At 40.9% G+C, this 25,943-nt stretch carries 25 protein-coding genes; 1 reads left to right on the top strand and 24 read right to left on the bottom strand.

Features of this window, described 5'->3' with window-relative positions; translation table 11 throughout:
* Positions 1-9 precede the first annotated feature (9 nt).
* From L1999_RS08570 to L1999_RS08490, 17 genes are all read right to left on the bottom strand, one after another.
* Entirely contained in the window at positions 10-240 is a 231-nt protein-coding gene (locus L1999_RS08570; RefSeq protein ID WP_235743153.1) for a KH domain-containing protein, read from the bottom strand.
* Between the two features lie 14 nt (positions 241-254).
* Complete coding sequence (gene rpsP, locus L1999_RS08565) at positions 255-527, bottom strand: 30S ribosomal protein S16 (protein ID WP_215040762.1); 273 nt, start codon at positions 525-527, stop codon at positions 255-257.
* Between the two features lie 256 nt (positions 528-783).
* Positions 784-2,133 carry a signal recognition particle protein gene (ffh, locus tag L1999_RS08560; RefSeq protein ID WP_215040761.1) on the bottom strand — a complete coding sequence of 450 codons (1,350 nt, stop codon included), beginning with the start codon at positions 2,131-2,133 and terminating at the stop codon, positions 784-786.
* A gap of 12 nt (positions 2,134-2,145) precedes the next feature.
* Complete coding sequence (locus L1999_RS08555) at positions 2,146-2,478, bottom strand: putative DNA-binding protein (RefSeq protein ID WP_235744293.1); 333 nt, start codon at positions 2,476-2,478, stop codon at positions 2,146-2,148.
* Between the two features lie 99 nt (positions 2,479-2,577).
* Positions 2,578-3,564 carry a signal recognition particle-docking protein FtsY gene (ftsY, locus tag L1999_RS08550; RefSeq protein ID WP_235743152.1) on the bottom strand — a complete coding sequence of 329 codons (987 nt, stop codon included), beginning with the start codon at positions 3,562-3,564 and terminating at the stop codon, positions 2,578-2,580.
* A gap of 18 nt (positions 3,565-3,582) precedes the next feature.
* Positions 3,583-7,149, bottom strand: coding sequence for a chromosome segregation protein SMC (gene smc, locus L1999_RS08545; protein ID WP_235743151.1), 3,567 nt, complete (start codon positions 7,147-7,149; stop codon positions 3,583-3,585).
* 52 nt (positions 7,150-7,201) lie between these two features.
* Positions 7,202-7,939 (bottom strand): ribonuclease III, encoded by a 738-nt coding sequence (gene rnc, locus L1999_RS08540; RefSeq protein WP_235743150.1) that lies wholly within the window; start codon positions 7,937-7,939, stop codon positions 7,202-7,204.
* A 205-nt stretch (positions 7,940-8,144) separates the two neighbouring features.
* Positions 8,145-8,378, bottom strand: coding sequence for an acyl carrier protein (gene acpP / locus L1999_RS08535; RefSeq protein ID WP_098528750.1), 234 nt, complete (start codon positions 8,376-8,378; stop codon positions 8,145-8,147).
* Between the two features lie 131 nt (positions 8,379-8,509).
* Entirely contained in the window at positions 8,510-9,253 is a 744-nt protein-coding gene (gene fabG, locus L1999_RS08530; protein ID WP_235743149.1) for a 3-oxoacyl-[acyl-carrier-protein] reductase, read from the bottom strand.
* Positions 9,250-10,197: an ACP S-malonyltransferase gene (fabD, locus tag L1999_RS08525; protein ID WP_235743148.1), complete on the bottom strand. Its 948-nt coding sequence runs from the start codon at positions 10,195-10,197 to the stop codon at positions 9,250-9,252. The genes fabG and fabD overlap by 4 nt, the downstream gene beginning before the upstream one ends.
* A 19-nt stretch (positions 10,198-10,216) precedes the next feature.
* Positions 10,217-11,212 (bottom strand): phosphate acyltransferase PlsX, encoded by a 996-nt coding sequence (gene plsX / locus L1999_RS08520; RefSeq protein ID WP_235743147.1) that lies wholly within the window; start codon positions 11,210-11,212, stop codon positions 10,217-10,219.
* A 12-nt stretch (positions 11,213-11,224) separates the two neighbouring features.
* A complete protein-coding gene (fapR, locus tag L1999_RS08515; protein ID WP_235743146.1) occupies positions 11,225-11,788 on the bottom strand; it encodes a transcription factor FapR in 564 nt (187 codons plus the stop codon).
* Between the two features lie 246 nt (positions 11,789-12,034).
* Positions 12,035-14,083 carry an ATP-dependent DNA helicase RecG gene (gene recG / locus L1999_RS08510; RefSeq protein ID WP_235743145.1) on the bottom strand — a complete coding sequence of 683 codons (2,049 nt, stop codon included), beginning with the start codon at positions 14,081-14,083 and terminating at the stop codon, positions 12,035-12,037.
* A complete protein-coding gene (sdaAA, locus tag L1999_RS08505) occupies positions 14,080-14,964 on the bottom strand; it encodes an L-serine ammonia-lyase, iron-sulfur-dependent, subunit alpha (protein ID WP_235743144.1) in 885 nt (294 codons plus the stop codon). The genes recG and sdaAA overlap by 4 nt, the downstream gene beginning before the upstream one ends.
* 68 nt (positions 14,965-15,032) lie before the next feature.
* Positions 15,033-15,695, bottom strand: coding sequence for an L-serine ammonia-lyase, iron-sulfur-dependent subunit beta (sdaAB, locus tag L1999_RS08500; protein WP_235743143.1), 663 nt, complete (start codon positions 15,693-15,695; stop codon positions 15,033-15,035).
* Positions 15,696-15,819: 124 nt separating this feature from the next.
* A complete protein-coding gene (locus L1999_RS08495; protein WP_235743142.1) occupies positions 15,820-17,502 on the bottom strand; it encodes a DAK2 domain-containing protein in 1,683 nt (560 codons plus the stop codon).
* 15 nt (positions 17,503-17,517) lie between these two features.
* Positions 17,518-17,880, bottom strand: coding sequence for an Asp23/Gls24 family envelope stress response protein (locus L1999_RS08490; RefSeq protein ID WP_098528767.1), 363 nt, complete (start codon positions 17,878-17,880; stop codon positions 17,518-17,520).
* A gap of 286 nt (positions 17,881-18,166) precedes the next feature.
* On the opposite strand from L1999_RS08490, the gene rpmB reads away from it, so the two are divergent.
* Positions 18,167-18,355, top strand: a complete 189-nt coding sequence (gene rpmB / locus L1999_RS08485) for a 50S ribosomal protein L28 (RefSeq protein WP_053475625.1) — start codon at positions 18,167-18,169, stop codon at positions 18,353-18,355.
* Positions 18,356-18,621: 266 nt separating this feature from the next.
* Here the strand turns inward: rpmB and spoVM are convergent, their stop codons facing one another.
* The 7 genes from spoVM to rsmB all read right to left on the bottom strand — a co-directional run bounded on the left by spoVM (position 18,622) and on the right by rsmB (position 25,942).
* Positions 18,622-18,705, bottom strand: a complete 84-nt coding sequence (spoVM, locus tag L1999_RS08480; protein WP_098528769.1) for a stage V sporulation protein SpoVM — start codon at positions 18,703-18,705, stop codon at positions 18,622-18,624.
* Between the two features lie 263 nt (positions 18,706-18,968).
* Positions 18,969-19,616, bottom strand: a complete 648-nt coding sequence (locus L1999_RS08475) for a thiamine diphosphokinase (RefSeq protein WP_235743141.1) — start codon at positions 19,614-19,616, stop codon at positions 18,969-18,971.
* A 110-nt stretch (positions 19,617-19,726) separates the two neighbouring features.
* Positions 19,727-20,608, bottom strand: a complete 882-nt coding sequence (gene rsgA, locus L1999_RS08470; protein ID WP_235743140.1) for a ribosome small subunit-dependent GTPase A — start codon at positions 20,606-20,608, stop codon at positions 19,727-19,729.
* A gap of 95 nt (positions 20,609-20,703) precedes the next feature.
* The gene (pknB, locus tag L1999_RS08465) at positions 20,704-22,740 is read right to left on the bottom strand and encodes a Stk1 family PASTA domain-containing Ser/Thr kinase (protein WP_235743139.1); all 2,037 of its coding nucleotides are present in this window, start codon (positions 22,738-22,740) and stop codon (positions 20,704-20,706) included.
* On the bottom strand, positions 22,741-23,493 hold the full coding sequence (locus L1999_RS08460; RefSeq protein WP_235743138.1) for a Stp1/IreP family PP2C-type Ser/Thr phosphatase: 753 nt from the start codon (positions 23,491-23,493) through the stop codon (positions 22,741-22,743).
* A gap of 4 nt (positions 23,494-23,497) precedes the next feature.
* The gene (gene rlmN / locus L1999_RS08455; RefSeq protein ID WP_235743137.1) at positions 23,498-24,589 is read right to left on the bottom strand and encodes a dual-specificity RNA methyltransferase RlmN; all 1,092 of its coding nucleotides are present in this window, start codon (positions 24,587-24,589) and stop codon (positions 23,498-23,500) included.
* A gap of 3 nt (positions 24,590-24,592) precedes the next feature.
* Entirely contained in the window at positions 24,593-25,942 is a 1,350-nt protein-coding gene (rsmB, locus tag L1999_RS08450; RefSeq protein WP_235743136.1) for a 16S rRNA (cytosine(967)-C(5))-methyltransferase RsmB, read from the bottom strand.
* Position 25,943 lies beyond the last annotated feature (1 nt).

Below are 25,943 nucleotides of genomic sequence, written 5' to 3'. Positions count from 1 at the left end.
TGCAAAAAGCTATTCACCAATTTCTAGAAAAATTTTCTTTTGTTGTGATGATCCTGCTGCATAAACAACAGTTCTAATGGCCTTTGCAACGCGCCCCTGTTTCCCAATTACTTTCCCCATATCCGTTTTATTAACGGATAGTTGATAAGTAATACGCGAGTCATCTTCCAAGACATCCACATGAACATCTTCAGGAAAATCAACAAGAGGCTTAACAATTGTTTCGATTAATTGTTTCATAATCGTTTTAACAATTACTTGTTTAATTTTGCATTATGGAATTTTTCCATGATGCCTTGGTTTGAGAAAAGGTTACGAACTGTATCAGATGGCTTCGCACCGTCTTTTAACCATTTAAGAGCTAATTCTTCGTTGATGTCAACTTTAGCTGGTTCTGCAACTGGATTGTAAGTTCCAACGATTTCAATGTAACGTCCGTCACGTGGTGAACGAGAATCTGCTACTACAATACGATAGAAAGGAGTTTTTTTAGCTCCCATACGCTTTAAACGAATTTTTACTGCCATTTTAAATAAGCACCTCCGAATAGTTTCACACAAGATAGTATAATATCAATTCTTTTATAGTTTGTAAAGTGTTTTTTCTTTACAACCATTATTACCAACTTTTTCAGTTCTAAAACTTAGTTTATTGATTTCCGCTCCAGTCGCTCGCTTTCCGCGGGCGTGCCGGGGAGCCTCCTCGGCGCTTTGCGCCTGTGGGGTCTCCCCCTGCCCCGTACTCCCGCAGGAGTCGAGCGCCTTACGCTCCAATCAACATAGTTTAAAACTTAAAAGGAAATTTAAATCCGCCCTTTTTCTTGCCTTTCATCTGCATTCCGGACATTTGTTTCATCATTTTCTTCATGTCCTCGAACTGCTTTAATAAGCGGTTAATTTCCGTTACTGGACGTCCGCTTCCTTTGGCAATTCTCCGCTTGCGGTTAGCATTTAGAATTTCCGGATTATTTTTCTCGGCTTTTGTCATCGATTGGATAATCGCTTCCACATGGGCAATTTGCTTTTCATCGATTTGAATATTATTCAAACCTTTGATTTTATTAGCCCCAGGCATCATCTTCAACAATTCATCGAGTGGACCTAAGTTTCGAACTTGGCCAAGTTGATCTAAGAAGTCTTCGAGCGTAAACGAAGCCGTCCGCATTTTCTGTTCTAACTCTTTGGCTTTCTCTTCATCAACATTGGCTTGTGCCTTTTCAATCAGTGTCAGCACATCACCCATGCCTAAGATTCTCGATGCCATTCGTTCAGGGTAAAATGGCTCAAGTGCATCCATTTTTTCGCCAAGACCGACAAATTTAATCGGTGTCTGGGTTACTGCCCGAATAGATAGGGCTGCTCCGCCACGGGTATCGCCATCAAGCTTCGTTAGAACTACACCTGTTAAGCCAAGCTGTTCGTTAAAGCTTTGAGCGACATTGACAGCATCCTGTCCAGTCATTGCATCAACAACAAGGAAAATTTCGTCTGGTTTCGTTAGTTCTTTAATGTCCTTTAACTCGTCCATTAAAGCTTCGTCCACATGGAGACGTCCAGCTGTATCAATCAACACATAATCATGATGATCTTCCTTTGCTTTGGCAATTGCTTGCTTAGCAATTTCGACAGGGCTCACTTGGTCACCAAGCGAGAATACTGGCATATCCAATTGTTTGCCCAAGGTTTGGAGCTGCTTAATTGCTGCAGGACGATAAATATCAGCCGCAACCAGCAATGGTTTCCGGTTATACTTTTTACGAAGTAACAGCGATAGCTTTCCTGTTGTCGTTGTTTTACCGGCACCTTGCAGTCCAACCATCATAATAACCGTTGGCGGGCGATTAGATACAGCAATTTTACTTTGCTCGCCCCCCATTAACGCCGTTAGTTCTTCGTTAACGATTTTTATAATTTGCTGCCCTGGAGTTAAACTTTTGAGGACCTCTTGTCCTACAGCCCGCTCACTGACTTTTTTTACGAAATCTTTGACAACCTTGAAGTTAACGTCTGCTTCTAGTAGAGCAAGACGAACTTCACGCATCATTTCTTTGACGTCCGCTTCCGAGACCTTTCCTTTTCCGCGGATTTTTTGGATCGTATTTTGCAGTCGGTCGGCTAATCCTTCAAATGCCATTTATGCCGCCTCCTAATCTAATTTCTCAAGCTCAGTAGCCATTTTTAATAATGTTGCTTTTGATGGGTTCTCCTCATTAAGCAATTCTTTCATGTCCCTGATCAATCTTGTACGCTCTTGAAATTTCTGAAATAATAACAGCTTTTCCTCATACTCCTCGAGCATTGCTTCAGTCCGTTTTATATTATCATAAACAGCTTGTCTGCTTACGTCATACTCTTCAGCAATTTCTCCTAGAGAGTAATCATCTAAATAATAGAGAGACATATAGCTTTGTTGCTTTGGAGTTAACAGCGAATAGTAGAAATCATATAGATAATTCATTCGCGTCGTCTTTTCAAGCATCATGCCAGTCATCCCCCCGATACTATTGTTAAGTGAAAAGCCTTTACAAAAGTAGTTTACAGGCTCCTGTCCTATCTGTCAAGATAATACCTTTACAACCTATTCTGTTTTTTCGACTTGATCAGCAAATAGTCCATATACATATTTTTCAGCATCAAATTCTTGCAGATCATCCATTTTTTCGCCGAGCCCGACAAATTTGACAGGGATTTTTAATTCATTGCGAATGGCTAAAACAATCCCGCCCTTCGCCGTACCATCTAGTTTAGATAGAACAATTCCACTAACATTTGTTACTTCTTTAAACGTCTTTGCCTGGATGAGTGCATTTTGACCGGTTGTTGCATCCAGTACTAGAATCACTTCATGCGGGGCGCCAGGTATCTCACGTTCAATGACCCGTTTCACTTTTTCTAATTCTTTCATTAAATTCACTTTGTTTTGCAGACGGCCTGCTGTATCACACAATAAAATGTCGGCACGGCGTGATTTAGCTGCTTGAATGGCATCATACATCACAGCGGCCGGGTCAGATCCTTCTGCCTGCTTAATGACTTCTACTCCAACTCTTTCGCCCCATACTTCTAGCTGTTCAATGGCCCCCGCACGGAAGGTATCACCTGCTGCCATCAACACTTTCTTCCCTTCACTCTTGAACTTATGACCTAGCTTTCCAATCGTAGTTGTTTTTCCAACTCCATTAACCCCAACAAATAAAATGACGGTTAAACCATCCTCTTGAATATTTATTTTTGAAGATTGTTCTTCACCCGCATTATATATGTCAACCAGCTTCTCAGAGATGACACTTTGCACCTCTTGCGGTTCTTGAATGTTACGCTTTTTCACTTCCATTTTAAGCTCATCGATTAACTGCATGACGGTATCAAAACCGACATCCGCCTGAATCAGGATTTCCTCTAATTCTTCAAAAAAGTCTTCATCGACTTTACGGTACCTCGCGACTAAATCATTTACTTTTCCGGAAAAATTATCTCGTGTTTTGCTTAACCCGTCCTTAAACTTTTCCGTCACCGAATCTGTAGATTTTGAAATTTTTTCTTTTAATTTTTTAAAAAAACTCATCTCTTCACTTCCTCCACATTAAGATTCAACTAATTCTTTTGTATCCTCCAAGCGGACAGATACTAGTTTTGAAACACCCGATTCCTGCATCGTTACTCCGTAAAGAACATCGGCCTCTTCCATCGTACCTTTTCGGTGCGTAATGACAATAAATTGTGTTTCTTGACTATACTTTTTTAAATATTGGCTGAAGCGGTGAACATTGGCTTCATCCAGGGCTGCTTCCACTTCATCAAGGATACAGAATGGAACGGGACGTACTTTTAGAATCGAAAATAACAAGGCAATTGCCGTAAGAGCACGCTCTCCTCCGGATAAAAGCCCAAGGTTCTGAAGTTTCTTACCTGGCGGCTGCGCAACAATTTCTACACCGGTATTTAATAAATCATCCGGCATGGTTAAAACTAAGTCAGCCCTTCCACCGCCAAATAAAGTCCGAAATGTCGGTTCGAAATGTTCGCGAATCCCCTCAAAGGTATGTTCGAAACGTCTCTTCATTTCTGTATCCATTTCCCCAATCACCTTATAAAGGGTATCTTTAGCTTCCTGCAGGTCTGTCTTTTGTTCATTTAAGAACTCATAACGTTCAGACACGCGTTCATATTCTTCAATGGCGCCTAAGTTAACATTGCCAAGCTCTTCAATGGCCAGCTTGATCAATTTGACCCTTTTCCTTGCTTCTTCTACCGGAATGGTTAATGGATATTGTTCCTTCGCACCCTCAAAGGATAAGAGGTATTCCTCTCTTAACTGTGCAAGCCGATTTTCAAGTTCCACATCTAAGCGGTTAATCTTCACTTCTTCATCCTTTAGAACCACGATCATCCCTTTGTGAAGTCTCTTTAACTCTTTGGCATCTAGTTCTGTATCTTCGAGGGAGTCCTGCATGGATAACCGTTCTTGTCTTCGTTCGGTGATTAACTGTAATGTGGCTTCTTTATCCTGTTGCTTACTTTTGGCAGCTGCTTCTAATTGTTCTTCACCTGAGGAGCTATTCGTCATTTCCGATGTTAACAGGTTAAGGTCTTCTGTAAAAATGACAAGCTTTTGCTCACTCTCGTATAAATCAGCATTGAGCATCGTTAAGCGTTCTTTTGCATGAGTAAACTGTTCATTCTTTGAAGCAAATTCAACCTTCAATTCATTAATTTCGTTCGTCAACGTTTCTTTTGAGCTCAAATCACTCGTCTTTTGTTCTGTTAGTTTTGCAATTTGGGCCTCTAGTTCGGCAATTGTTACCTTATAGGACTCGAAAGCGCCCGCTAATTCATTTTTTCTTTTTAACAGTGACTCGCTTTCTTCCATCAATTGCCCTTTTTCAAGGTCGTAAAGGGCTAATCGATCATTCAGGTTCTTCTCCTGCATTTCTGCCTCACGAAGCTCTCCCTTTACAGATTGCTCCGTTACTCTTAAGGACTCCCCATCTTGGCGGATCTCCTCTACTTGACTTTCAGCCTGTTGCACCACTGCTTTTAGCTTTTTAACAGCCGACTCCAAGCCTGCAGTTTTTTCTTCCATCATGGTGAGCTTTTCTTTTAAGTTTTCAAGCTCCCCTTTTCTCGATAACAGGGAAGTCGTTTTTTGCTTAAGCGCTCCTCCAGTCATCGATCCGCCAGGGTTAACGATATCGCCGTCCAACGTTACCATTCTTGCGCGGTATTGAAGGATTTTGGCTAATTCATTTGCGCCTTTTAAGTCCTTCGTTATGACCACATTCCCGAGCAGGTTATTCATAACCTCTGCATACTTTGAATCAAATGTTACGAGACTGACAGCCGGTCCAATCAACGAAGGGTGGTTTTGAATGGAAGAAAGCTGGGCTGCTGATAACGACCGCCCTTTAATCACACTCAACGGTAAAAATGTAGCCCGTCCAAATGAATTCTGCTTCAAATATTGAATAGCCGTTCTGGCATTCTGCTCGTTATCCACAACAATATGCTGAAGGGCACCGCCAAGGGCTGTCTCTAAAGCCGTTTCATAATTCTTTGGAACGGTTACAAGTTCAGCAACTGCACCTTCAATTCCCTTTAACTTTTGGTCACGAGCCTTTAATACCTCTTTTACACCTTGAAAAAAGCCCGCAAAGTCCTCTTCCATCTCTTCAAGCATTTCTTTTCGAGACTTTGCCTGCTGAAGGAGCTGATAGGCTTGATATAACGTTTTTTCTTGTTTCTCGTAATTATTTTTAACGGTTTCAAGCTCACGCTGTCCCTCACGATATGATACCAATTGACTAGCTAGTTTCTTTTGTATCTCTTCTAAGGCAGCTTGAACTTCCATCTTGTTGGTTTGCGCGGTCTGACGCTCTTCAAGATATTTTTCATTTTCAGCATCAAGACGTGTTCCTCTACGCGCCTGCTGCTCCAATTGCTGGTCGATATATTTTAGTTCATTTTTTGCACCGGCTTGATCGTTCAATAAATCAATGTATTCACTTTTTAAGGCTTCAATTTTTTCTTCGGTATTCTCCGAATAGAGAGGCAGCTTCTCTTGGCGCTCTTTTAATTCGGATTGCAGTTTTTTAACCTGGATGGTTAGATCCTTTACTGCTTCAGCCTGTATATCCCGATTTTTCTTTAACTGATTAATGCGATCGGTTAGTTCTGTAATATTACTTCTTAACTGGTCTTTATTTTGCGATGCGTTCTTTTTCCGTTCTTTGAGTACCTCTTTCCTGCCCTCAAGCTTTTCAAGCTCTTCACTGGCATGTAAGAGTACATTCTGTAAATCTGTAATGGACTCATCCATGGCAGCGATTTTGTCCCTTATTTCAACAATCGCTGCTTCCTTGACCTGTAATTCTGATGAAAGCTTAAGTTCTTCTTGTTGGTGCTCCTCTAATTGTTTGGAAAGTTGTTCCCATTTTTGGTGAAGGTCTTCAATTTCAAAAACCGTTAATGCCACCTCAATCGTTTCAAGCTCTTCTTTTTTCTCTAGAAAATCTCTTGCCATGGAAGCTTGAATTTTTAACGGCTCCACCTGTCCTTCCAGTTCATGGAGGATGTCATGGACACGATTTAAATTATCCTGTGTTTCAAACAGTTTCACTTCTGCCTTTTTCTTACGGTTTTTATATTTTAAGACTCCCGCAGCCTCTTCAAAAATGGTGCGGCGGTCCTCTGCCTTGCTATTTAAAATTTCTTCTACTTTTCCTTGGCTGATGATCGAAAAGGCTTCCCGGCCAAGACCTGAATCCATAAATAAATCAATAATATCCTTAAGACGGCATGACTGTTTATTTATGAAAAAGTCACTATCACCCGAGCGGGAAACTCTTCTAGTCACACTAACTTCATTAAAATCAATCCCTAATCCTTGATCGGTATTGTCTAATGTCAAGGTGACTTCAGCAAAATTAAGGGCCTTTCTAGAATCGCTTCCGGCAAAAATAATATCTTCCATCTTGCTGCCTCTTAATGACTTTGCTGATTGTTCCCCTAATACCCAGCGAATGGCATCGGTAATATTACTCTTGCCGCTGCCATTGGGACCCACTACAGCCGTTACTCCAGGAACAAAATCAACTTCAATGCGTTCAGCAAAAGATTTAAAGCCAATAATGTCCAACCGTTTTAAAAACATTTCTTTATCCTCCCTATGCTGCACGGGGATTACTCCTGCCAACATGTCATTTCTAGGTTGTTTTTGTTTTTAATACCTTAAGGGCCATTTCAGCCGCATGCTGTTCCGCTTCCTTCTTGGATTTTCCTGAACCCACACCCAGTTCTGCTCCATTAAGTGATACTCTCGAAACAAATTCCTTATTATGGGCAGGCCCTTTTTCCTGAAGAACACGATATTCAATCATACCAGCTCCATCGCGCTGAACAAGTTCCTGCAATTGACTTTTAAAATCCATCACATGAGAAAAAGCACCGGCATTTATTTTAGGAAAGACCACTCTCTCTAGAAATTCAACAACTTTTTCAATTCCCTGATCCAAATATAACGCACCAATGAAGGCTTCAAACACGTCTGCAAGCAGCGCTGGGCGTTCCCTGCCGCCAGTCATCTCTTCCCCTTTGCCAAGCAAAATGTATTTACCAAAATCCAGGTCATTTGCAAAGGCTACCAGTGAAGGTTCACACACGATGGCAGCACGCAGTTTCGTTAATTCTCCTTCTGTCATCGTAGGGTATTTTTTAAATAGGAATTGTGAAACCGTTAATTCGAGAACAGCGTCTCCTAAAAATTCAAGCCTTTCATTATCTTCGAATGGCTTTCTGCGATGCTCATTCACATAGGATGAATGAGTAAATGCTTGTTTTAATAATTTTTCGTTTTCAATCGTCACACCGATTGAAGTTTGAAAATCCTTAAATTGATTTTCTTTTGCGCGATTGACTTCATTTTCTTTACCATTCTTGCGCATGAATTTCTCCACCTTGCATCAAATTTACAAACTACTTACTATGAGTTTAAAAAAGTTTTTATGAAAACGCAAAGAAACTTGGCAGATAGTATTGCCAAGTTCTATCATACATTAAGAAAAGCAAAGGCGCCATGCCTATGGGCGCCGTCGCTAGACATAATAAAGCTCCGTTTGAAAACGGAGCTTTCGAATAAATCTAACGGGATTATTTACTGCTATTTATGTAATTAACAGCATCACCAACTGTACTGATTTTTTCAGCATCATCGTCAGAAATTTCCATATCGAACTCATCTTCTAATTCCATTACTAGTTCAACTACGTCAAGGGAATCAGCGCCAAGATCATCTTTAAATGAAGCTTCAAGCTTAACTTGAGATTCATCAACGCCTAAGCGGTCAACGATGATTTTTGTAACACGTTCTAATACCTCTGCCATGCTTGTTCACCTCCCCTCAAGCTATTATAGAGTATTTCATTAAAATAATACATAATCTTTTATAAGAAATTTTTTACTCTAAGAAATGTCCAGCACAAGCGCCCCTGTCAAGGAGCTCTGGCTTTTTTTGTTTACATTACCATTCCGCCATTAACATGGAAAGTTTGCCCAGTAATATAAGCGGAATCATCAGATGCGATAAAGGCGGTAATTTTAGCGATATCCTTCGGTTCTCCTAAACGTGCTAGAGGGATTTGCTTTAACATTTCTGCCTTTACTTCTTCCGATAATTGATCTGTCATATCAGTGGTAATAAACCCAGGCGCAATAGCGTTTACGGTAATATTACGGGATGCCAGTTCTTTGGCAGTTGTTTTCGTTAAGCCAATCACACCAGCCTTTGCCGCCACATAGTTGGCTTGACCTGGATTGCCGCTTACCCCGACAACAGAAGCAATATTAATGATCCTGCCTACACGCTGCTTCATCATTTGTCTGGTCACGGCTTTTGTAGAGAGGAACACACCCTTTAGGTTGGTATTGATGACATCATCCCATTCCTCTTCTTTCATTCTCATTAAAAGATTATCTCTCGTAATTCCTGCATTATTAACGAGGATGTCTAGTCTTCCAAAGCGGTCTACTGTGGTTTTAACCATTTCAGTCACTTCTTCGGAATTGGCTACATTACATTTCACAGTAAAGGCATCTCTGCCAAGGGCCTTAATTTCATCGACAACTTCATTTGCTTTTGCTTCACTGCCAGCATAATTGACGGCAACGTTCGCACCTTGTCTCGCCAATTCTAGCGCAATTTCTCTGCCGATTCCTCGGGATGCTCCTGTAACAAGAGCAAATTTCCCTGCTAAAATCATAGTTTTTCCTCCTTTAAGGCGTCCAATACTGCTTGAGCGCTCGCCTCATCCGATACAGAATACGTTTTGACTGTCTTATCAATTTTTTTAATTAGGCCTGTAAGAACCTTACCAGGTCCAATTTCGATAAATGTATCAACCCCAAGGCTGATCATTTTTCCAACGGAATCTTCCCATAATACTGGAGAGTATAGTTGTTCAATTAACTTATCTTTTATTTCCAAACTTGCACTGATCGGTTCGGCGGTAACGTTTGCTATTACAGGAATTTCGGCATCCTTCATTTCAAGTCCATCTAGAACTTCACGCAATTGATTAGCTGCGGGTTTCATTAATGCGGAATGGAATGGTCCACTTACTTCGAGCGGGAGTACTCGTTTTGCTCCTGCTTCTTTCGCTTTCTCTCCGGCGATCTTGACACCTTCCCTTGAACCAGAGATAACAATCTGGCCAGGACAATTTAAATTTGCTAATGAAACGGGTAAACCAGTTCCACTAACCTCTTCTGTTACTTTTAGCAGTGCATCTCGATCTAATCCAAGGACAGCGGCCATCGACCCCTCGCCATTTGGCACTGCATGTTCCATAAACTCGCCCCGTTTGCGAACAGCGTAGGCTCCATCTTCAAAAGATAGCACTCCAGCAGCGACAAGAGCTGTATACTCTCCTAAGCTGTGCCCAGCAACATAATCAGCCTTGATTCCAGATTGCTGAAAAAAGTCTAAGATGGCGATACTTGTTGTTAACAAAGCAGGCTGTGTATTATAGGTCAGCGTCAACTCTTCTTTTGGGCCTTCAAAGATTAGCTTGCTTAAAGGGACATTCAATCTTTCATCAGCTTTTGAAAAATACGCCATAATTTCTGGATGTTTTTCCGCTAACTCTTTCCCCATTCCAACTGTTTGTGAACCTTGTCCAGGAAAAACAAAGGCTATTTTACTCATTTCAACACCTCAATCGTTCTTATTTAACAGTATCTGTCTGTTCAACTGCTTTTTGAATTAATTGGACCACATCGTTTCCGACCATTTCCCTTGTCTGCCTAATTGCACTAAAGATAGCTTGGGCGTTTGAAGAACCATGTGCCTTAATAACAGGTGCTTTTAACCCAAAAAGGGCAGCCCCGCCATATTCTGAATAGTCCATTGTATTTTTTAAAGTCTTTAGATTCGGCTTTAGAACGGCTGCAGCTAGTTTACTTGTAAAGCTGCCCATTAAAGCTGTTTTTAGCATTTTAAACATTGATAGTGCAGTACCTTCAAGTGTTTTCAACACCATATTACCTGTGAAGCCATCCGTCACCACAACGTCCGCAACTCCATCAAGTAAATCACGTGCCTCTACATTACCAACAAAATTCAGATTACTGTTTTTCAATAAAGCGAACGTGTTTTTTGTCAGATCATTACCTTTTTTTTCTTCCGTTCCGATATTTAAAAGCCCGACTCTTGGCTGATGAATGCCTCTAACCTTTTCACTATAAATGGAACCCATGATCGCATATTGTACTAAATGTTCTGGCTTGGCATCGGCATTTGCGCCAACATCCAGAAGAAGAAAGCCTTCCCCTCCAATGGTTGGTAAAGTCGGCGCTAGGGCCGGCCTGTCAATTCCTTCTATTCGTCCGACCACAAATAATCCCGCCGCCATTAATGCTCCCGTATTTCCCGCTGAGATGCATGCATCAGCTAATCCATCAACTACCTGTTTAGCCGCTAACACCATGGAGGCATCTTTTTTTCGGCGAACTGCTCTTACTGGCTCATCTGTGCCAAGAATTACCTCCGTGGTATGTAAAACAGAGATTCTTTCGTGACTATTAAGCGTTTCATTGATTTTGTTTTCGTCCCCAACAAGGGTGATATGTATATCAGAAAAGGACTGAACAGCCTTCATTGCACCTAAAACTATTTCTTTTGGGGCATGATCTCCGCCCATTGCATCGATTGCAATTTTCATATGTCTCATCCCTTAATTATTTTTCGAACGGTACATTTCAAATTCTCCGGTAAAAACCAGTTCATTATTGACAAAACTATGTACTTCTACAAACGTTCTCCCTGTATCCTCTATTTTAGCTACCTTTGCTTTGGCAATTACCCGTTCATTTAAATTTACAGAACGAATAAATTGAATATTGGCTTTCGCCGTTAAGGCCAATTCATCATTAATGACAGCAACGGCAAGAGAATTCGCTTGAGCAAAAACATGATGTCCGCGTGCAATATTATTGCGCTTGAACACATGTTCTTTTTTTACATCAAAAATAGAGATGGCATTCTGGTCTAATTCTATATGAATAATTTCCCCAATTACTTCTTCTAACGGTAAGGAACGGACTTCATCTTCAAACCGTTTCTCAGCAACGTTTTTAATTCGTTCACGCAGTTCCGGTATCGATAGCTCCAAACGATCCAGACGAATGGTCTGTACACTAACTTGAAATTTTTCCGCTAATTCCTCATCTGTAATAAATGGATTCTCTTTAATTGTAGAAGTCAATAATTGTTGTCGATCTTTTTTGCTTCTTCTCATGATTCTTCACACCGTCCGAGCTCTTATGACTAGGTACTAAGAGTAGTATAAAATTTAAAAATGCAGATTGCAAGATTAAAATTCAAAAGAAAAGCGGAAGCGCCCAATTTGCGAAGTACACTAGTCGCTGGGCGCTGGAGCTAAAAATGTCTCAACAATATTCAGAAGTGCCCGATTTACAACGAATCGTTCCGTGTCGCCAGGCACTAGTAGACGGTTAGGAGGCTTCCAGTAAAATTTACAGGTTTAATCTAATTTTTCCCCTTCTAATACACCAGATTCTTTAATTTGATCTCGTAAATATTGATATTCGAGGTCTGTCCAAAAATACTCTGAACTAATCAACATACTCGCATCACTTCTAGCTGTTTCTAGCGCCCGATAATCATGGACCATATCGGCCACCTTAAACTCGGGGACCCCACTTTGTTTTTTGCCAAAGAAGTCGCCAGGCCCTCTTAACTCTAAATCCTTTTCACTTAAAACAAACCCATCATTGGTTTCAGTCATAATCCGCATTCTTTCCTGACCTACTTCTGTTTTTGGATTTGCCAGAAGTACACAATAGGATTGTGCACTCCCACGTCCAACACGGCCCCGCAGCTGATGCAATTGCGAAAGACCAAACCGCTCAGCATCATAAATAACCATCATGGTCGCATTAGGAACATTGACTCCCACCTCGACAACAGTGGTAGAAACAAGGACCTGAACCACATTTTCACTAAACTCCTTCATCACCGACTCTTTCTCGTCTGATGATAAACGGCCGTGCATCAGGCCGACTTGAAAGCGATTTTGAAAAAAGTGGCTTAAAGTGGTATGAACATCAATCGCATTTTGAACGTCCAGCTTCTCTGACTCCTCTATGAGTGGACAGATCACATAGGCCTGATGACCTTTCCTCAATTCCTTTTCAATAAACCCAAGGACTCGTTCTAGCATTTCTGGTTTTGCCCAATAGGTCTCGATTGATTTTCTTCCTGCCGGCATTTCGTCAATGATGGAAACATCCATCTCTCCAAAAACCGTAATGGCAAGGGTCCGAGGAATTGGGGTAGCAGTCATAAACAAGACATCAGGATTTTCGCCCTTTTCACGTAAAATTCTCCGCTGCTCAACCCCGAAGCGATGCTGCTCATCAGTAATCACAAAGCCAAGCTTGTTAAAAGTTACCTCATTTTGAATCAGTGCATGGGTCCCAATTATGATATCTACCTTTCCTTCTTTTAGTTCTTGAAGGATTTCTCGTCTCTGCTTACCTTTAATGGAGCTGGTTAATAGCTCACATCTTACCTTAACGGGTTCTAACATATTCTTTAACGATTCTGCGTGCTGTTCTGCCAGTATTTCCGTTGGCACCATCAATGCTCCCTGATAGCCAGCTGTAACCGTTGCAAAAAGTCCGATGGCGGCTACAACCGTTTTACCGGAGCCTACATCGCCTTGGAGCAGGCGATTCATATGGTAGGGAGATTTTAAATCTGCTAATATTTCATTAACCACTTTCTTTTGGGCATCTGTTAATGGGAAAGGAAGACTATTGATGAGCTCCATTAATTTGGCCAAATTATATTTTTGTTTGATCCCTGGTGAATGCTCGCGTTCAAATTTCCTTAATGCCTGCATTTTCAACTGAAACAAAAGAAATTCTTCATAAACAAACCGCCTTCTTGCTTGCTTAACTTCCGCTGGACTATTCGGAAAGTGCATGATTTTCAGCGCATCCCGTTTGCCCATGAGGCGATATTTTTTCAGAAACGTTTCCGGTAAGGTCTCCTCGATCTGCTGTCCATATTGTTGGAAGGCCAGATGGATAAATTTCCGCATTCCTTTGGTGGTCACCTTGCCTCTTAATGAGTAAACGGGTTCAAAGTCGTTTGCTTTCGTGTTAGGGCCTGTTTGCATTTCATTGGCTGTTATCGTTTGCCGATGGGCATCCCATTTTCCGGTTACCGTAATCGTTTCATTCATATTGATTTTATTTTTTAAATAGGGCTGATTAAAAAAGACTACTTTTATTAGATATGCACCGACAAAAAGCCGAATAGTCAGCTTCGATTTTTTTCTTCCATAATAGTTAAGAGAAGGCTCACTATGAACCTTCCCTTCTACTGTCACTTTCTCATCATGCTGTACTTCGGTTAGATCCTTAAGGGAGTAATCTTCATATCGGTACGGAAAGTATTCTAATAAATCACGGATTGTATAGATCCTCATTTCCGCAAAGGATTCAGCCGTTTCTTCCCCTATTCCTTTTAAGGCGGTTATGGATTGATTTAATTCTGAACTCACTTTTCTTTGAGCGGTATACCGAAGATCTTAGCCTCTAGCTCACGACCAGTCGGTGTAGCCGCCAACCCTCCCTGCGCTGTTTCTTTTAAGGCTGTCGGCATTGATTGCCCGATTCTATACATAGCATCTATTACTTCATCACATGGGATACGGCTTGTTATTCCAGCTAAAGCCATATCTGCCGCAACCATTGCATTGGCTGCTCCCATCGCATTCCGTTTCACACAAGGAACCTCGACAAGACCAGCTACCGGATCACAGACCAATCCAAGCATGTTCTTTAGGGTGATGGCCATTGCCTCTGCACACTGTTTTGGAGTTCCACCTGCCATTTCAACGATTGCCGCCGCCGCCATTCCTGCTGCGGATCCAACCTCTGCTTGACAGCCCCCGGCTGCTCCTGAAATGGACGAATTATTAGCAACCACAAATCCGAAAGCACCCGCGGTAAACAAAAAGGCAATCATTTGCTCTCTGGTTGGGTTGAGTTTCTTTGTCACGGCGAACAAGGTCCCCGGAACCACTCCTGCTGAGCCTGCGGTCGGCGTAGCACAAATAGTCCCCATAGCTGCATTCACTTCATTTGTAGCTACCGCTTTACTTACCGCATCAAGAATCGTTTCACCCGATAAAAAATTGCCCTTTTCGATGTAGGCTTGCATTAGAACAGCATCTCCGCCAGTTAAGCCTGAGTGAGAAGTAACCCCTTTTAAGCCTCTCTCGACTGCTTGCTCCATAACGGTTAAATTCCGGTCCATAAACGAAAGGACTTCTTCCCTTGTCCGGCCAGTAACAGTCACTTCTTGCTCAATCATGATATCTGATATTTTTTTATTTTGACTATTGGCCATTTCCACTAATTCAGCGACATTACGAAACACAAACAATCCCCCCTCACTTTTATATAATCCTACTTCAAGCGGAAGCACCTAGGCAATCCGCTTTCGCATCATTCTACAATCTTTGTTACTTTTAGTATGTTCGGAAGCTGTTCGAGTTCTGTAATAATTTTATTATCGATATTCTGGTCTACTTCAATTGTCATCAGCGCCATTTTGCCAACATCTTTGCGGGCAACCTCCATATGACCGATATTAAGTTCGTATTTTGCAAGGGTGTTAGCCACACTGGCTATCGCCCCAAAACGATCATTATGAACAACTAAAATCGCTGGATGGTTTCCTGAAAGCTTTAATTGAAAGCCGTTTAGTTCAATAATCTCAATTTTCCCACCGCCAATTGAGATTCCTACCAATTCCAATTCACCGTTATGATCTCCAATAATGACCCTTGCTGTATTTGGGTGATCTGTTACAGCGTCTTCTTCAATAAAACGAAGCTTCATTCCTTTTTGTTTAGCAATATCAATTGCATCAATAATTCTTGTATCGTCTGTATCAAAATCAAGTAAGCCGCCAACAAGGGCTACATCTGTACCATGGCCTTTATATGTTTTAGCAAATGAGCCATATAACGAAATATTCGCCCATTTTGGCTCTCTGCCAAATAAGCTTCTTGCCACTCTTCCGATTCTCGCAGCACCAGCTGTATGAGAACTCGATGGTCCAATCATAACCGGACCAATAATATCGAACACACTTCTATATTTCATTAGGTTTCTCTCCCTTAGTGGCGTTCTATCTTATATTACGGTTTCCCTTGGGAATATGAATCCAATTTTGGGCAAAAAAAGAAGGGAAAGACCAAAATGGCCCCCCTTCTATTTTAGCTCTTTCTTATTCAATTGAAAAGATATATGAATATAATGGTTGCCCGCCATCATGGATTTCAATTTCAACATCTTCATAATTTTCTTCCACAAATGAGGATAGTTCAGCCACTTCTTCTTCTGTCACATCTTCACCGTAGATAATGGTTAGAATTTCTGAATCCTCATCGAGCATCTTCGCTAATAGGTCCTCGGCCACTTTTCCCTTATCTTTGCTCTTTACCACGATTTTCCCCTCAGAGATTCCCATGAAATCATCTTTTTCAATCTCTAAGCCATCAATAGAGGTATCACGGACAGCAAAAGTGATTTGCCCGGATTTGACGTGATTTAAGGCTTCCTTCATTGCTGCTTCATTTTCGTCAACGGCTGCAGATGGATTGAAGGCTAAAAGCGAAGCTAATCCTTGCGGTACCGTCTTAGACGGAATAACATAGATCTCTTCATCAGCAACGTCTTTAGCTTGTTCAGCAGCCATGATTATGTTCTTGTTGTTTGGTAAAATGAATACTTTTTTCGCATGAACATCTTTAACCGCTTTCACAATATCCTCTGTACTAGGGTTCATCGTTTGGCCGCCTTCAATTACAGCATGTGCGCCGATACTTTTGAACAACTCGGCAATTCCTGAGCCCATTGATACTGTAACTACTCCATATTCTTGCATTTCTTTGGGAGCCTGGCTAGCTTTAGATTTCGTTGCCACATGTGTCTCACCAACAATATTAGTATGCTGCTGGCGCATGTTTTCAATCTTCATGTTGATTAAATTACCGTACCGCTGGCCGTAGGTGAGCACTTCTCCTGGCTGTTCCGAATGAATGTGGACTTTAACCACGTCTTCATCTGCAATCACCAATAGGGAATCACCATACTCACTTAAATCATTACGGAAGGCCGTTTCATTAAACGGATGGTTTGCGATCTTTTCCTCTTCAAACCGAACCATGAATTCAGTGCAATAACCAAAGACAATATCTTCAGTGTTGATATGTCCTTGAACACTTTTATGGTGTTCCGCACTGACCAACTCCGTCATGGAAGGTAGTAAGTCCGATGATTCAGGAAGACTCTCCCCTTTTAATTGGGATAGAAAGCCCTCATAGACAAAGACAAGCCCCTGCCCGCCGCTATCCACAACGCCAACTTCCTTTAAGACTGGAAGTAAATCTGGTGTGCGTTTAAGCGATGCCTTAGCTTCTTTCAGAACTTCTTCCATTATATAGATAATATCTTCTGACTTTTGAGCGGCTGCTACAGCGCTCTTTGCCGAATCTTTTGCCACTGTTAAAATGGTCCCCTCGACAGGCTTCATAACAGCTTTATAGGCTGTTTCTACACCTGCTTCTAAGGCATGGGCAAAATCACTTCCCGAAATGACGGCTTTAGATTCCACTGCCTTTGAGAAACCACGGAATAATTGCGAGAGAATAACCCCGGAATTTCCACGTGCTCCCATAAGCAAACCCCTTGAAAGGGCTGATCCTACTTTACCAATATGTTCTTGACGATTATTTTTTACTTCCTTTGCACCGGAAGTCATGGATAGATTCATATTAGTACCAGTATCACCATCGGGTACAGGAAAAACGTTTAATGCATCAACCATCTTGGCATTTGCAGACAAATGGTTGGCACCTTGGATCACCATCTCAGCGAAACGTTTTCCATCTAATACAGTTATTGACACAAACTTTCCTCCTCACTACGGGTTCGTCACACGAACTCCCTGAACGTAAATATTAACCGAGTCAACGGCAAGTCCAACTGTCTGATCGAGGGTGTATTTAACCTTTGATTGCACGTTGTGGGCAATTTCGGAAATTTTCGTTCCATAGCTGACAATAATGTACATATCAATATGTAATGCCTCGTTTTCTTGGCGTACAATTACACCGCGAGTAAAGTTTTCTTTTCGTAGTATTTCCGTGATTCCATCTTTAATTTGGTTTTTAGAGGCCATACCGACAATTCCGTAGCATTCAATTGCTGCTCCTCCGGCAATTGTTGCAATTACTTCATTTGAAATATCAATTTGTCCGTACTTTGTTTTCAATTCAATGGACATGAATCGTTCCCCCTTTGGATAATTGCTCTTTGACTACAGTCATTTTACTATAGTCAATCCAATATTGAAAGCCATACTTGCCTTATACTATAAGAGCATTCACCAAATATCTATGTCAAGGATTTTTTCTTGAAAGGTTTGTCCACAAGTATTGCAATCAGGTACGTTGTGTGATAAATTATTAAAGTATCTCAAGTCTAGAAAATTTATATAACAATTTTCTATATCCAAATGAACATCTATAGCTGTTGTTCTAAGCTTTTGGTAGTTAAGGAGGGAAATCATAATGCCACGTAAATGTGTAGTAACTGGAAGAAAAACAACCACTGGTAACGCACGTTCTCACGCTATGAACGCTAACAAGCGTACATGGGGTGCTAACCTACAAAAAGTACGTATTCTTGTTGACGGAAAGCCTAAGCGTGTTTGGGTTTCTGCAAGAGCGTTAAGGTCTGGTAAAGTAGAACGCGTATAAAACATGCGAGCATCCAATTATTGGATGCTTTTTCTTTTTTATTAGGCTGTGTTAAGGGTTATAGTTGATTTTTTGAACGTTGATTGGAGCGAATCCGCCTGGAGCGGAAATCAACATTCAAGATTAACACAGCCTTTTTTAAAACGGTCCTCGTTATATGATATTTGAACAAAAAAGAACAATTTTATACTACGCTTTTTAGTATGACCAAAATCGCAAATAAAAAGCACCCAATTGAAGGGTGCCCATGAATTTAAAAAGTCTTTCTATTCGCCTTTTTTAAATGCTCCAATCATCGCTCGGACAAGTCCGCCTAAGAATTTCGGCAGTTTAATTGTATAAAATTTCATACTGTCCCTCCTCACAAATCTCCCACAGCTTATTTTAAGCCACTTTTTCCGCACGCCCCTACATAGTATTCAGCAGAACGAAATCAGTACCAAAAACTTAAAGCGGAGGCGCCTTGACCAGGGGCGACAGGCATAAGACGAGCCGGCGAGAAGGTTGTTCTTTAACCTTCTTGACGGATTGGCTTATGACCCCGAGCCCCTAGGCGCCGCAGCTAGGCATCAGTCTAATTTCCATGGGCTGTACTTAAATAGTTACTAAACTTTTAATCGTTACTTCTTACCACTATTAATATGCCTTTGGAAAATGAAAAAGTACCATAATCACTAATAAGTTCATTACTAATACATAGTGTGGATCCGAGATAAATATGACGGTTTTTAAGCGGGTATTTAAAGCCTTCAAGCGTGAGATCCGTAACGTCAAGAGTTAAAGGGACAAATGAAATATATTTTTTGGCGGCGACTTTTTCAATCGTATAGCGCCCCGCTTCTTTTAAAAAAACAATATTTTTTTCATCAATTAAGTAAACATTCGCTGGGTTTTTCGATTTAATGGGATTGAGCAGCAGCTGGACATTGGCGAGTAAATGATCTAGCCTGCCGCCGGTGGCCCCAAACAAATGTATAGTATCAGGTTTTTGTTCAAGCGCCCAATTAAGGGCAAGCTCCATATCGGTTTCATCTTTTTCGGGTTTATACTTTTTTAGCCCGGTTACCTGATGTTCAATGGCTGATAATTCTTCTTCACTTACCGAATCAAAATCGCCAAATGCCATTGAAGGGATAATGTCTCTGTTAATCAGATGATAAACCCCCCGGTCAACCCCCACCCAGATTGTCTCATCTCCTTGATAACTGCTTAAATCAGGCAGTAATTCTTCAGGTCCCCCTGCAAGTATATTGATGATCATGACACATTCCCTTTCCGATAAAGGAAAAAAGCCAGCTTTAGAAGCCTGGCTTTATCCTCCTAGTAGTTTAAAAAATCAGCTGAAAGTATAGAGGGTGTAATTTTATTATGTTAGTACCTAGGCTTTCTATCTTTAATTTCCTGCAAAAAGTCTAGATAATGCTCATACCGATAGGACGGAATTTCACCTGATTCAACGGCTGCTTTTACCTCGCATTTAGGCTCCGTTACGTGTAGACAGCCGCGAAATTTACAATTTTCACTAGCTTTTTGGATTTCCGGAAAACAAGATGTTAAATCATCCACTTCAATGTTCGTAAACTCTAACGAACTAAAGCCAGGGGTATCAGCAATTAGTCCATTCCCAACCTTTATAAGCTCAACATGCCTAGTGGTATGTTTCCCTCTGCCTAGGTGTGATGATATATCATTTGTTTTCAGTTCAAGGTCAGGCCTTAATACGTTCAGCAATGAAGATTTTCCGACACCCGATTGACCAGCAAAAACTGAAATCTTGTTTTCAATATGTGGATTTAGCCGTTCGATTCCTGCTTCTGTTTCAGATGAGGTGAGAATTACCTCATACCCAGCATCCCGATATCGGGATGCATATTCTTCAATCCTAGCTCTTTCCTCATGATTGGTAAGGTCCATCTTGGTAATACAAATTAATGGTTCAATTTGATTAAATTCTACCAAGACGAGAAAACGATCTAAAAGTACGGTGCTAAAATCAGGCTCTACCGCTGAGAACACTAGGATTGCCTGGTCTACATTGGCGATTGGCGGACGAATTAATTCATTTTTGCGCTCTTTTACTTCTAAAATATATCCTTCTAGATCATTTTCCGCTTGAAATACAACTTCATCACCAACAAGCGGGGTAATTTTATTCTTGCGAAAAACCCCTCGTCCTCGACACTGGATCAAGTTATCATTGTGAAGAACATAATAAAAACCGCTTAATGCTTTGACAATTTTTCCTTCAGGCATAGCTACACTCCTTGCCCTTTTACTTACCAATAATTAATTTTCTCCTTTTAAAATCTACGCGATTTCCGTCCTTCTTATACAGGACTAGAACAATTCTAATTATTCGAAGGTGTATTTGTTTCTGTTGTGGTATCGGTGCCAGTGTCAGCATCTATATCGGAATAGTTTTTATTTTCATCAATAATCACCTTGTCATCACGAATGACTTTGTAGCCTGCCTTCTTGCCATAAGGAATCATTAACTTAATTTGCTTTTTCGTATTTTCCGTAATATAGAAGGTCTCAGCAGGTTCGGTCATACTGTGGTTCATATCCTCGATTAATATGGTCACCTTTTGTTTTTGCCCAGGTTCTCCAGGTACAGCCGGTTCATATGGAATCTGCAATTCAATTATTACTTCTTTTGGCGGTTTATCTTCTTTCCCTTTAGAAATGACGACCCTAACCTTGTCACCTTTTTCTAATTCTGTCCCTGGTGCTGGATCTTGAGAAATCACCATTCCAGCAGCAATATTGTCATCATATTTCTCTTCTGAGGAGTCTAAAGTTAGTCCTACCAAGGATGCGTAAACTTGAGCACCTTTCAAATTGTATTGGGTTAAATCCTTAAGAACAATTTTTTCAGGCCCTTTACTAACTTCAAACTCTAGACTAGTCTCATCTGGAACAACCTTTTCGCCGTTTGCAATATTTTGACTAATAATTGTGCCAGGTACACTGTCATCATTCGTTTCTATTTTCTTTATATCTTTAAATCCCTGGTCTTCTAGCAAACGAATAACATCGTCATATTGCCGGCCAACATAATCGGATAATTCATATTTCTCCTTACCCGTGCTGACATAGATGGTAACTTTGGAATTTTCCTTCACCGTACTGCCATTTTCGGGGTCTGTTTTTATTACATTCCCCTCAATTACCTCTTCATCCGTCATTTCAATTTGATTACCGACGGTTAACCCTTCTAACTTCAGTTTGGAAATGGCATCATCTAAGGTCATACCGCTTAAGTCAGGAACCTTAACATCTTTAGGAACTAACAAACTAGGTAAAAGGGTAAAAGTAAGTATGGCGAGAATGGCAAGAACTAAAAAAGTGGATATTAAAATTATGGGCCACTTTTTCCGTTTTTTCTCATTTGAATGACCTTTATTTGATGTATCTTTCTGATTCTGATTATTTATTGCTTTTTCATTATTATGAACCAATGTTTCGTCCAAACTTTTCAGGGGCTGGTTCACTGTAATAACTGGAATCGCTTTTGTAGCATCATCATCAACCGGAATAATAAACTTTGGTTCATTCATTCGTTCAGGATCAAGGGCTGTTCGCAAGTCCTCTTCCATTTCATCAACACTATTGTATCGATGAAAGGGGTCCTTGGCAGTTGCCTTTAGGACAATATTTTCAACACTTTGCGGGATGCTTGGATTCCATCTTCTGACAGAAGGTGTCTCCGATTGGAGATGTTTTAATGCGATTGACACTGCTGACTCACCGGAAAACGGCAATCTGCCTGTCAACAGCTCAAACATGACAATTCCTAATGAATAAATATCCGATTTACTGTTTGCCATGCCTCCCCTGGCTTGTTCGGGTGATAAGTAATGGACGGAGCCTAAGACAGAATTTGTCTGGGTAATACTCGTGGCACTAAGTGCCATGGCAATACCAAAGTCCGTAATCTTCACATTTCCATCGTGATCGACCAAAATATTATGCGGCTTTATATCGCGATGTATAATATGATTTTGATGAGCATGTGAGATCGCCGAGGTAAGCTGTCTCATGATTCCAAGCGCGTCCTCCACTCTAAGGTGGGAATTTTGCTGTATGTATTGCTTTAATGTTTGACCATCTACAAATTCCATTACGATATAATAAAGGTCATTTTCTTCGCCAACGTCATAAATACTAACAATGTTCGGATGGGCAAGACTGGTTGCAGATTGTGCCTCCCGCCGGAACCTGCGGATAAATTCTTCATCATTAGCAAAATCAAGTCGCAGCATTTTCACCGCAACATCACGATCAAGGATCATATCATGAGCTAAGTAGACATTAGCCATGCCGCCTCCGCCAATCATATCCAATATTTTATAGCGGCCACTTAATCTTTTTCCAATCAACATCTAAACATCATCCTCGCGTGGTTCAGAAAACTCGACAATAGCCAGTGTAATGTTATCCTCTCCGCCATTTTCATTTGCAAGTAAGATAAGTGTGCCTGCTTTTTGTTGTAAATTTTCATCATTTTGCAGTATTTCCATCATTTCTGCTTCATTGACTTTATTGGATAGACCGTCGGAGCAAAGTAAAAGGATATCTCCTTCTTCAAAAATGATCGTTTTGATATCCATTTCGACTGTTTTTTCAGTCCCTAATGCCCTCAATAAGACATTCTTTCGTGGATGATGTTCAGCATCTTCTCTCGATATTTGTCCTGACCTAACGAGTTCATTGACAAGGGAATGGTCTTCGGTGATTTGTTTAAAGCCAGATTCGTTCAGCAAATAACCCCTGCTGTCACCAATGTTGGCAATGGTTGCAAACGTATCCGTGATGATCGCGGCAACAATCGTGGTTCCCATTCCGTCACATTCAGAATTGTTAGTTGCATGATCTAATAATAAAAGATTTACTTTCTTAATTTGCTCCTGAAGCCAACTCTCCGCATCACCGGCTCTCGTAATCCCACTGGCTGCTTCCCATTCTGCTTTTAATGCCGAGATCGTCATCTCACTTGCTACATCACCCGCACGGTGTCCGCCCATGCCATCTGCAACAATGGCAAGGCGGTAACCGTCCTTATTTCTAAATACTCCTCCGGCATCTTCATTGTGAAGACGCACTCTCCCTCTATCTGTCTGAAATACTGCTTTCATCCCTTCACCTCGTCTCTTCCTTCCGCTCCTTTGCACGAAGTTGTCCACATGCTGCAGCAATATCTGATCCCTGCTCTCGGCGGATTGTTACATTAATACCCAAGTTTTTCAGTGTTTTTTCAAAAGCAAAAATTTTATCCCGTGGTGTACGTACATAATCTCTTTCTGGTACATAGTTAACAGGAATTAAATTCACATGACATTTTAGTCCTTTTAAGAGTGCTGCTAATTCTTCAGCATGTTCTGTTGAATCATTTACACCGCCAAAAAGGCCGTATTCAAAACTAATACGTCGACCTGTCTTATCGATATAATACCGTACTGCTTTCATTAAGTCATCAAGTTTATAGGCCTTATTAATCGGCATTAATCTAGACCTGAGCTCGGTATTAGGTGCATGAAGGGAAATGGCAAAATTAATTTGCGTATTTTCATCTGCAAATTGATAAATTTTTGGAACGATACCACTGGTCGAAACGGTAATATGGCGTGCTCCAATATTCAATGATTTATCGTGATTGATGATCTTTAAAAAGGCTAGCATGTTATCGTAATTATCAAATGGCTCACCAATCCCCATGATGACGACAGAATCTACCCGCTCATCTGTTTCATCCAGGGCCTGTTGCACCTTGACCACTTGCGCCACAATTTCTCCAGCTTCTAGGTGTCTCTTCAAACCGCCCAAAGTTGAGGCACAGAAGGTACAGCCGATTCGGCAGCCTACCTGTGTGGTGACGCAAACGGAATTTCCATAATCATGGCGCATAAGCACCGTTTCGATTGAGTAGCCATCATGGAGCTCAAATAAGAATTTAATGGTTCCATCCGTTGATGTCTGCTGGATAATCGTATTCAAAGTCGTAATCTGAAAATGACCATCGATCATATCACGCAAACCCTTTGGCAGATTGCTCATATCTTCAAAAGAGGTAATTCTTTTTTTATAAAGCCAATCGAAAATTTGCTCAGCCCGGAATGCTTTTTCTCCATTCTCCGATAACCAGTTTTTTAATTCTTCAAGCTGAAGAGAATAGATTGATTTTTTTTTAGTATCCATTGTTGTTTTTGTCTCAGTTGTATTTAATTGTTCCAACTGTTACACCTTCTTTCTTAAAGCTGCTATATAAAACCCATCAGATCCAATATCCTGAGGGAAAATTTGTAAATCAAAATTTGTAATTAAGGGTTGAACCGCTTCTGGCATCCTGCTTTTTAAGGTAGTGTCCCCTTCGAAATCAGGATGGTTCTCCAAAAACTGTTTAACCGTAAGTTCATTTTCCCCTTTATCTACTGTACAGGTACTGTAGACAAGAATACCACCTTTTTTTAGGAGCGGGGTAACCGACTCTAATAGGTTTTGCTGAATAGTGCTCAACCGTTCGATGTCTTGTTCGGTCTTTGTATATTTCATATCGGGCTTTCTTCTCATCACTCCAAGTCCTGAACAAGGGGCATCAAGAAGGATCCGGTCAAATGATTCAAGCTTGAACTTTTCCTGTAAATGGCGAGAATCCGCTACACTTGTGATAATATTTGATAATCCTAATCGCTTGGCATTATCATTGATTAATCTAACTTTGTGCTGATGGAGGTCAACCGAGATGATTTCGCCAGTATTTTTCATTTTTTCTGCAATATGGGTACTCTTTCCACCCGGTGCCGCACAAGCATCGAGAATATATTCATCTTCCCTTGCTCCCAATGCATAAGCAGCAAGCATTGAACTTTCATCTTGAATGGTGAACATTCCATAATTAAAAGAAATGGTCGAGGCTAAGTTTCCCTTTAATGACCTGATGGCTTCAGGAATAATGGGACTTTTCTCAATCTGAAACCCATCCTCCTCTAATAAGGCAACACACTCATCTCTAGAAATTTTCGTGAGATTTACTCTTGCTGTTTGCAGTGGTGCCGTTAAATTAATTTCACACATTTCTTTAGTCTTATCGTACCCAAATTGGTTAACCCATCTAGTAACTAGCCATAGAGGATGGCTGGTTTCAATTGCTAATCTTTCAACTGGATCAGACACTTCCTCCAAGGATGGAAGTCCTTGCCGCTGGATATTTCTGAGCACCCCATTCACCAAACTGGCAATCCCTTTATGCCCGCGTTCTTTGGCGATTTCTACTGCTTCAAAAATTGCAGCCCGATCCGGAATTCGATCGAGATAAACCATTTGATAGAGCGTTAATCGAAGTAAATGATGAATCCAGTTAGCTAATTTTTTATTGTCTTTGACAAAAGGCGTTAAATAGAAGTCAAGTACCATTCGTCTCTGTAATGTTCCATATGTCAGTTCTGTTAATAATCCGACATCTACAGCGGACAATTGATTCTTTTCAATTGTGCTGTTAAGAAGCAAGTTGCTATATGATTGATTTTTCTCGATGGTCACTAAAAGGTCCATAGCGATTGCACGTACATTTTTTTTCGTAAAGGTCATC

It is taken from the genome of Neobacillus drentensis (assembly GCF_021560175.1).
Taxonomy (GTDB): domain Bacteria; phylum Bacillota; class Bacilli; order Bacillales; family Cytobacillaceae; genus Neobacillus; species Neobacillus drentensis_A.
This window is presented reverse-complemented; position numbering and strand designations above follow the sequence as displayed.

Coding starts and splice junctions, on each gene's coding strand:
- L1999_RS08570 (WP_235743153.1), bottom strand. CDS start 240: ATGAAACAATTAATCGAAACAATTGTTAAGCCTCTTGTTGATTTTCCT.
- rpsP (WP_215040762.1), bottom strand. CDS start 527: ATGGCAGTAAAAATTCGTTTAAAGCGTATGGGAGCTAAAAAAACTCCT.
- ffh (WP_215040761.1), bottom strand. CDS start 2,133: ATGGCATTTGAAGGATTAGCCGACCGACTGCAAAATACGATCCAAAAA.
- L1999_RS08555 (WP_235744293.1), bottom strand. CDS start 2,478: ATGCTTGAAAAGACGACGCGAATGAATTATCTATATGATTTCTACTAT.
- ftsY (WP_235743152.1), bottom strand. CDS start 3,564: ATGAGTTTTTTTAAAAAATTAAAAGAAAAAATTTCAAAATCTACAGAT.
- smc (WP_235743151.1), bottom strand. CDS start 7,149: ATGTTTTTAAAACGGTTGGACATTATTGGCTTTAAATCTTTTGCTGAA.
- rnc (WP_235743150.1), bottom strand. CDS start 7,939: ATGCGCAAGAATGGTAAAGAAAATGAAGTCAATCGCGCAAAAGAAAAT.
- acpP (WP_098528750.1), bottom strand. CDS start 8,378: ATGGCAGAGGTATTAGAACGTGTTACAAAAATCATCGTTGACCGCTTA.
- fabG (WP_235743149.1), bottom strand. CDS start 9,253: ATGATTTTAGCAGGGAAATTTGCTCTTGTTACAGGAGCATCCCGAGGA.
- fabD (WP_235743148.1), bottom strand. CDS start 10,197: ATGAGTAAAATAGCCTTTGTTTTTCCTGGACAAGGTTCACAAACAGTT.
- plsX (WP_235743147.1), bottom strand. CDS start 11,212: ATGAAAATTGCAATCGATGCAATGGGCGGAGATCATGCCCCAAAAGAA.
- fapR (WP_235743146.1), bottom strand. CDS start 11,788: ATGAGAAGAAGCAAAAAAGATCGACAACAATTATTGACTTCTACAATT.
- sdaAB (WP_235743143.1), bottom strand. CDS start 15,695: ATGAAATATAGAAGTGTGTTCGATATTATTGGTCCGGTTATGATTGGA.
- L1999_RS08490 (WP_098528767.1), bottom strand. CDS start 17,880: ATGTCCATTGAATTGAAAACAAAGTACGGACAAATTGATATTTCAAAT.
- rpmB (WP_053475625.1), top strand. CDS start 18,167: ATGCCACGTAAATGTGTAGTAACTGGAAGAAAAACAACCACTGGTAAC.
- spoVM (WP_098528769.1), bottom strand. CDS start 18,705: ATGAAATTTTATACAATTAAACTGCCGAAATTCTTAGGCGGACTTGTC.
- L1999_RS08475 (WP_235743141.1), bottom strand. CDS start 19,616: ATGATCATCAATATACTTGCAGGGGGACCTGAAGAATTACTGCCTGAT.
- rsgA (WP_235743140.1), bottom strand. CDS start 20,608: ATGCCTGAAGGAAAAATTGTCAAAGCATTAAGCGGTTTTTATTATGTT.
- pknB (WP_235743139.1), bottom strand. CDS start 22,740: ATGTTGATTGGAAAAAGATTAAGTGGCCGCTATAAAATATTGGATATG.
- L1999_RS08460 (WP_235743138.1), bottom strand. CDS start 23,493: ATGAAAGCAGTATTTCAGACAGATAGAGGGAGAGTGCGTCTTCACAAT.
- rsmB (WP_235743136.1), bottom strand. CDS start 25,942: ATGACCTTTACGAAAAAAAATGTACGTGCAATCGCTATGGACCTTTTA.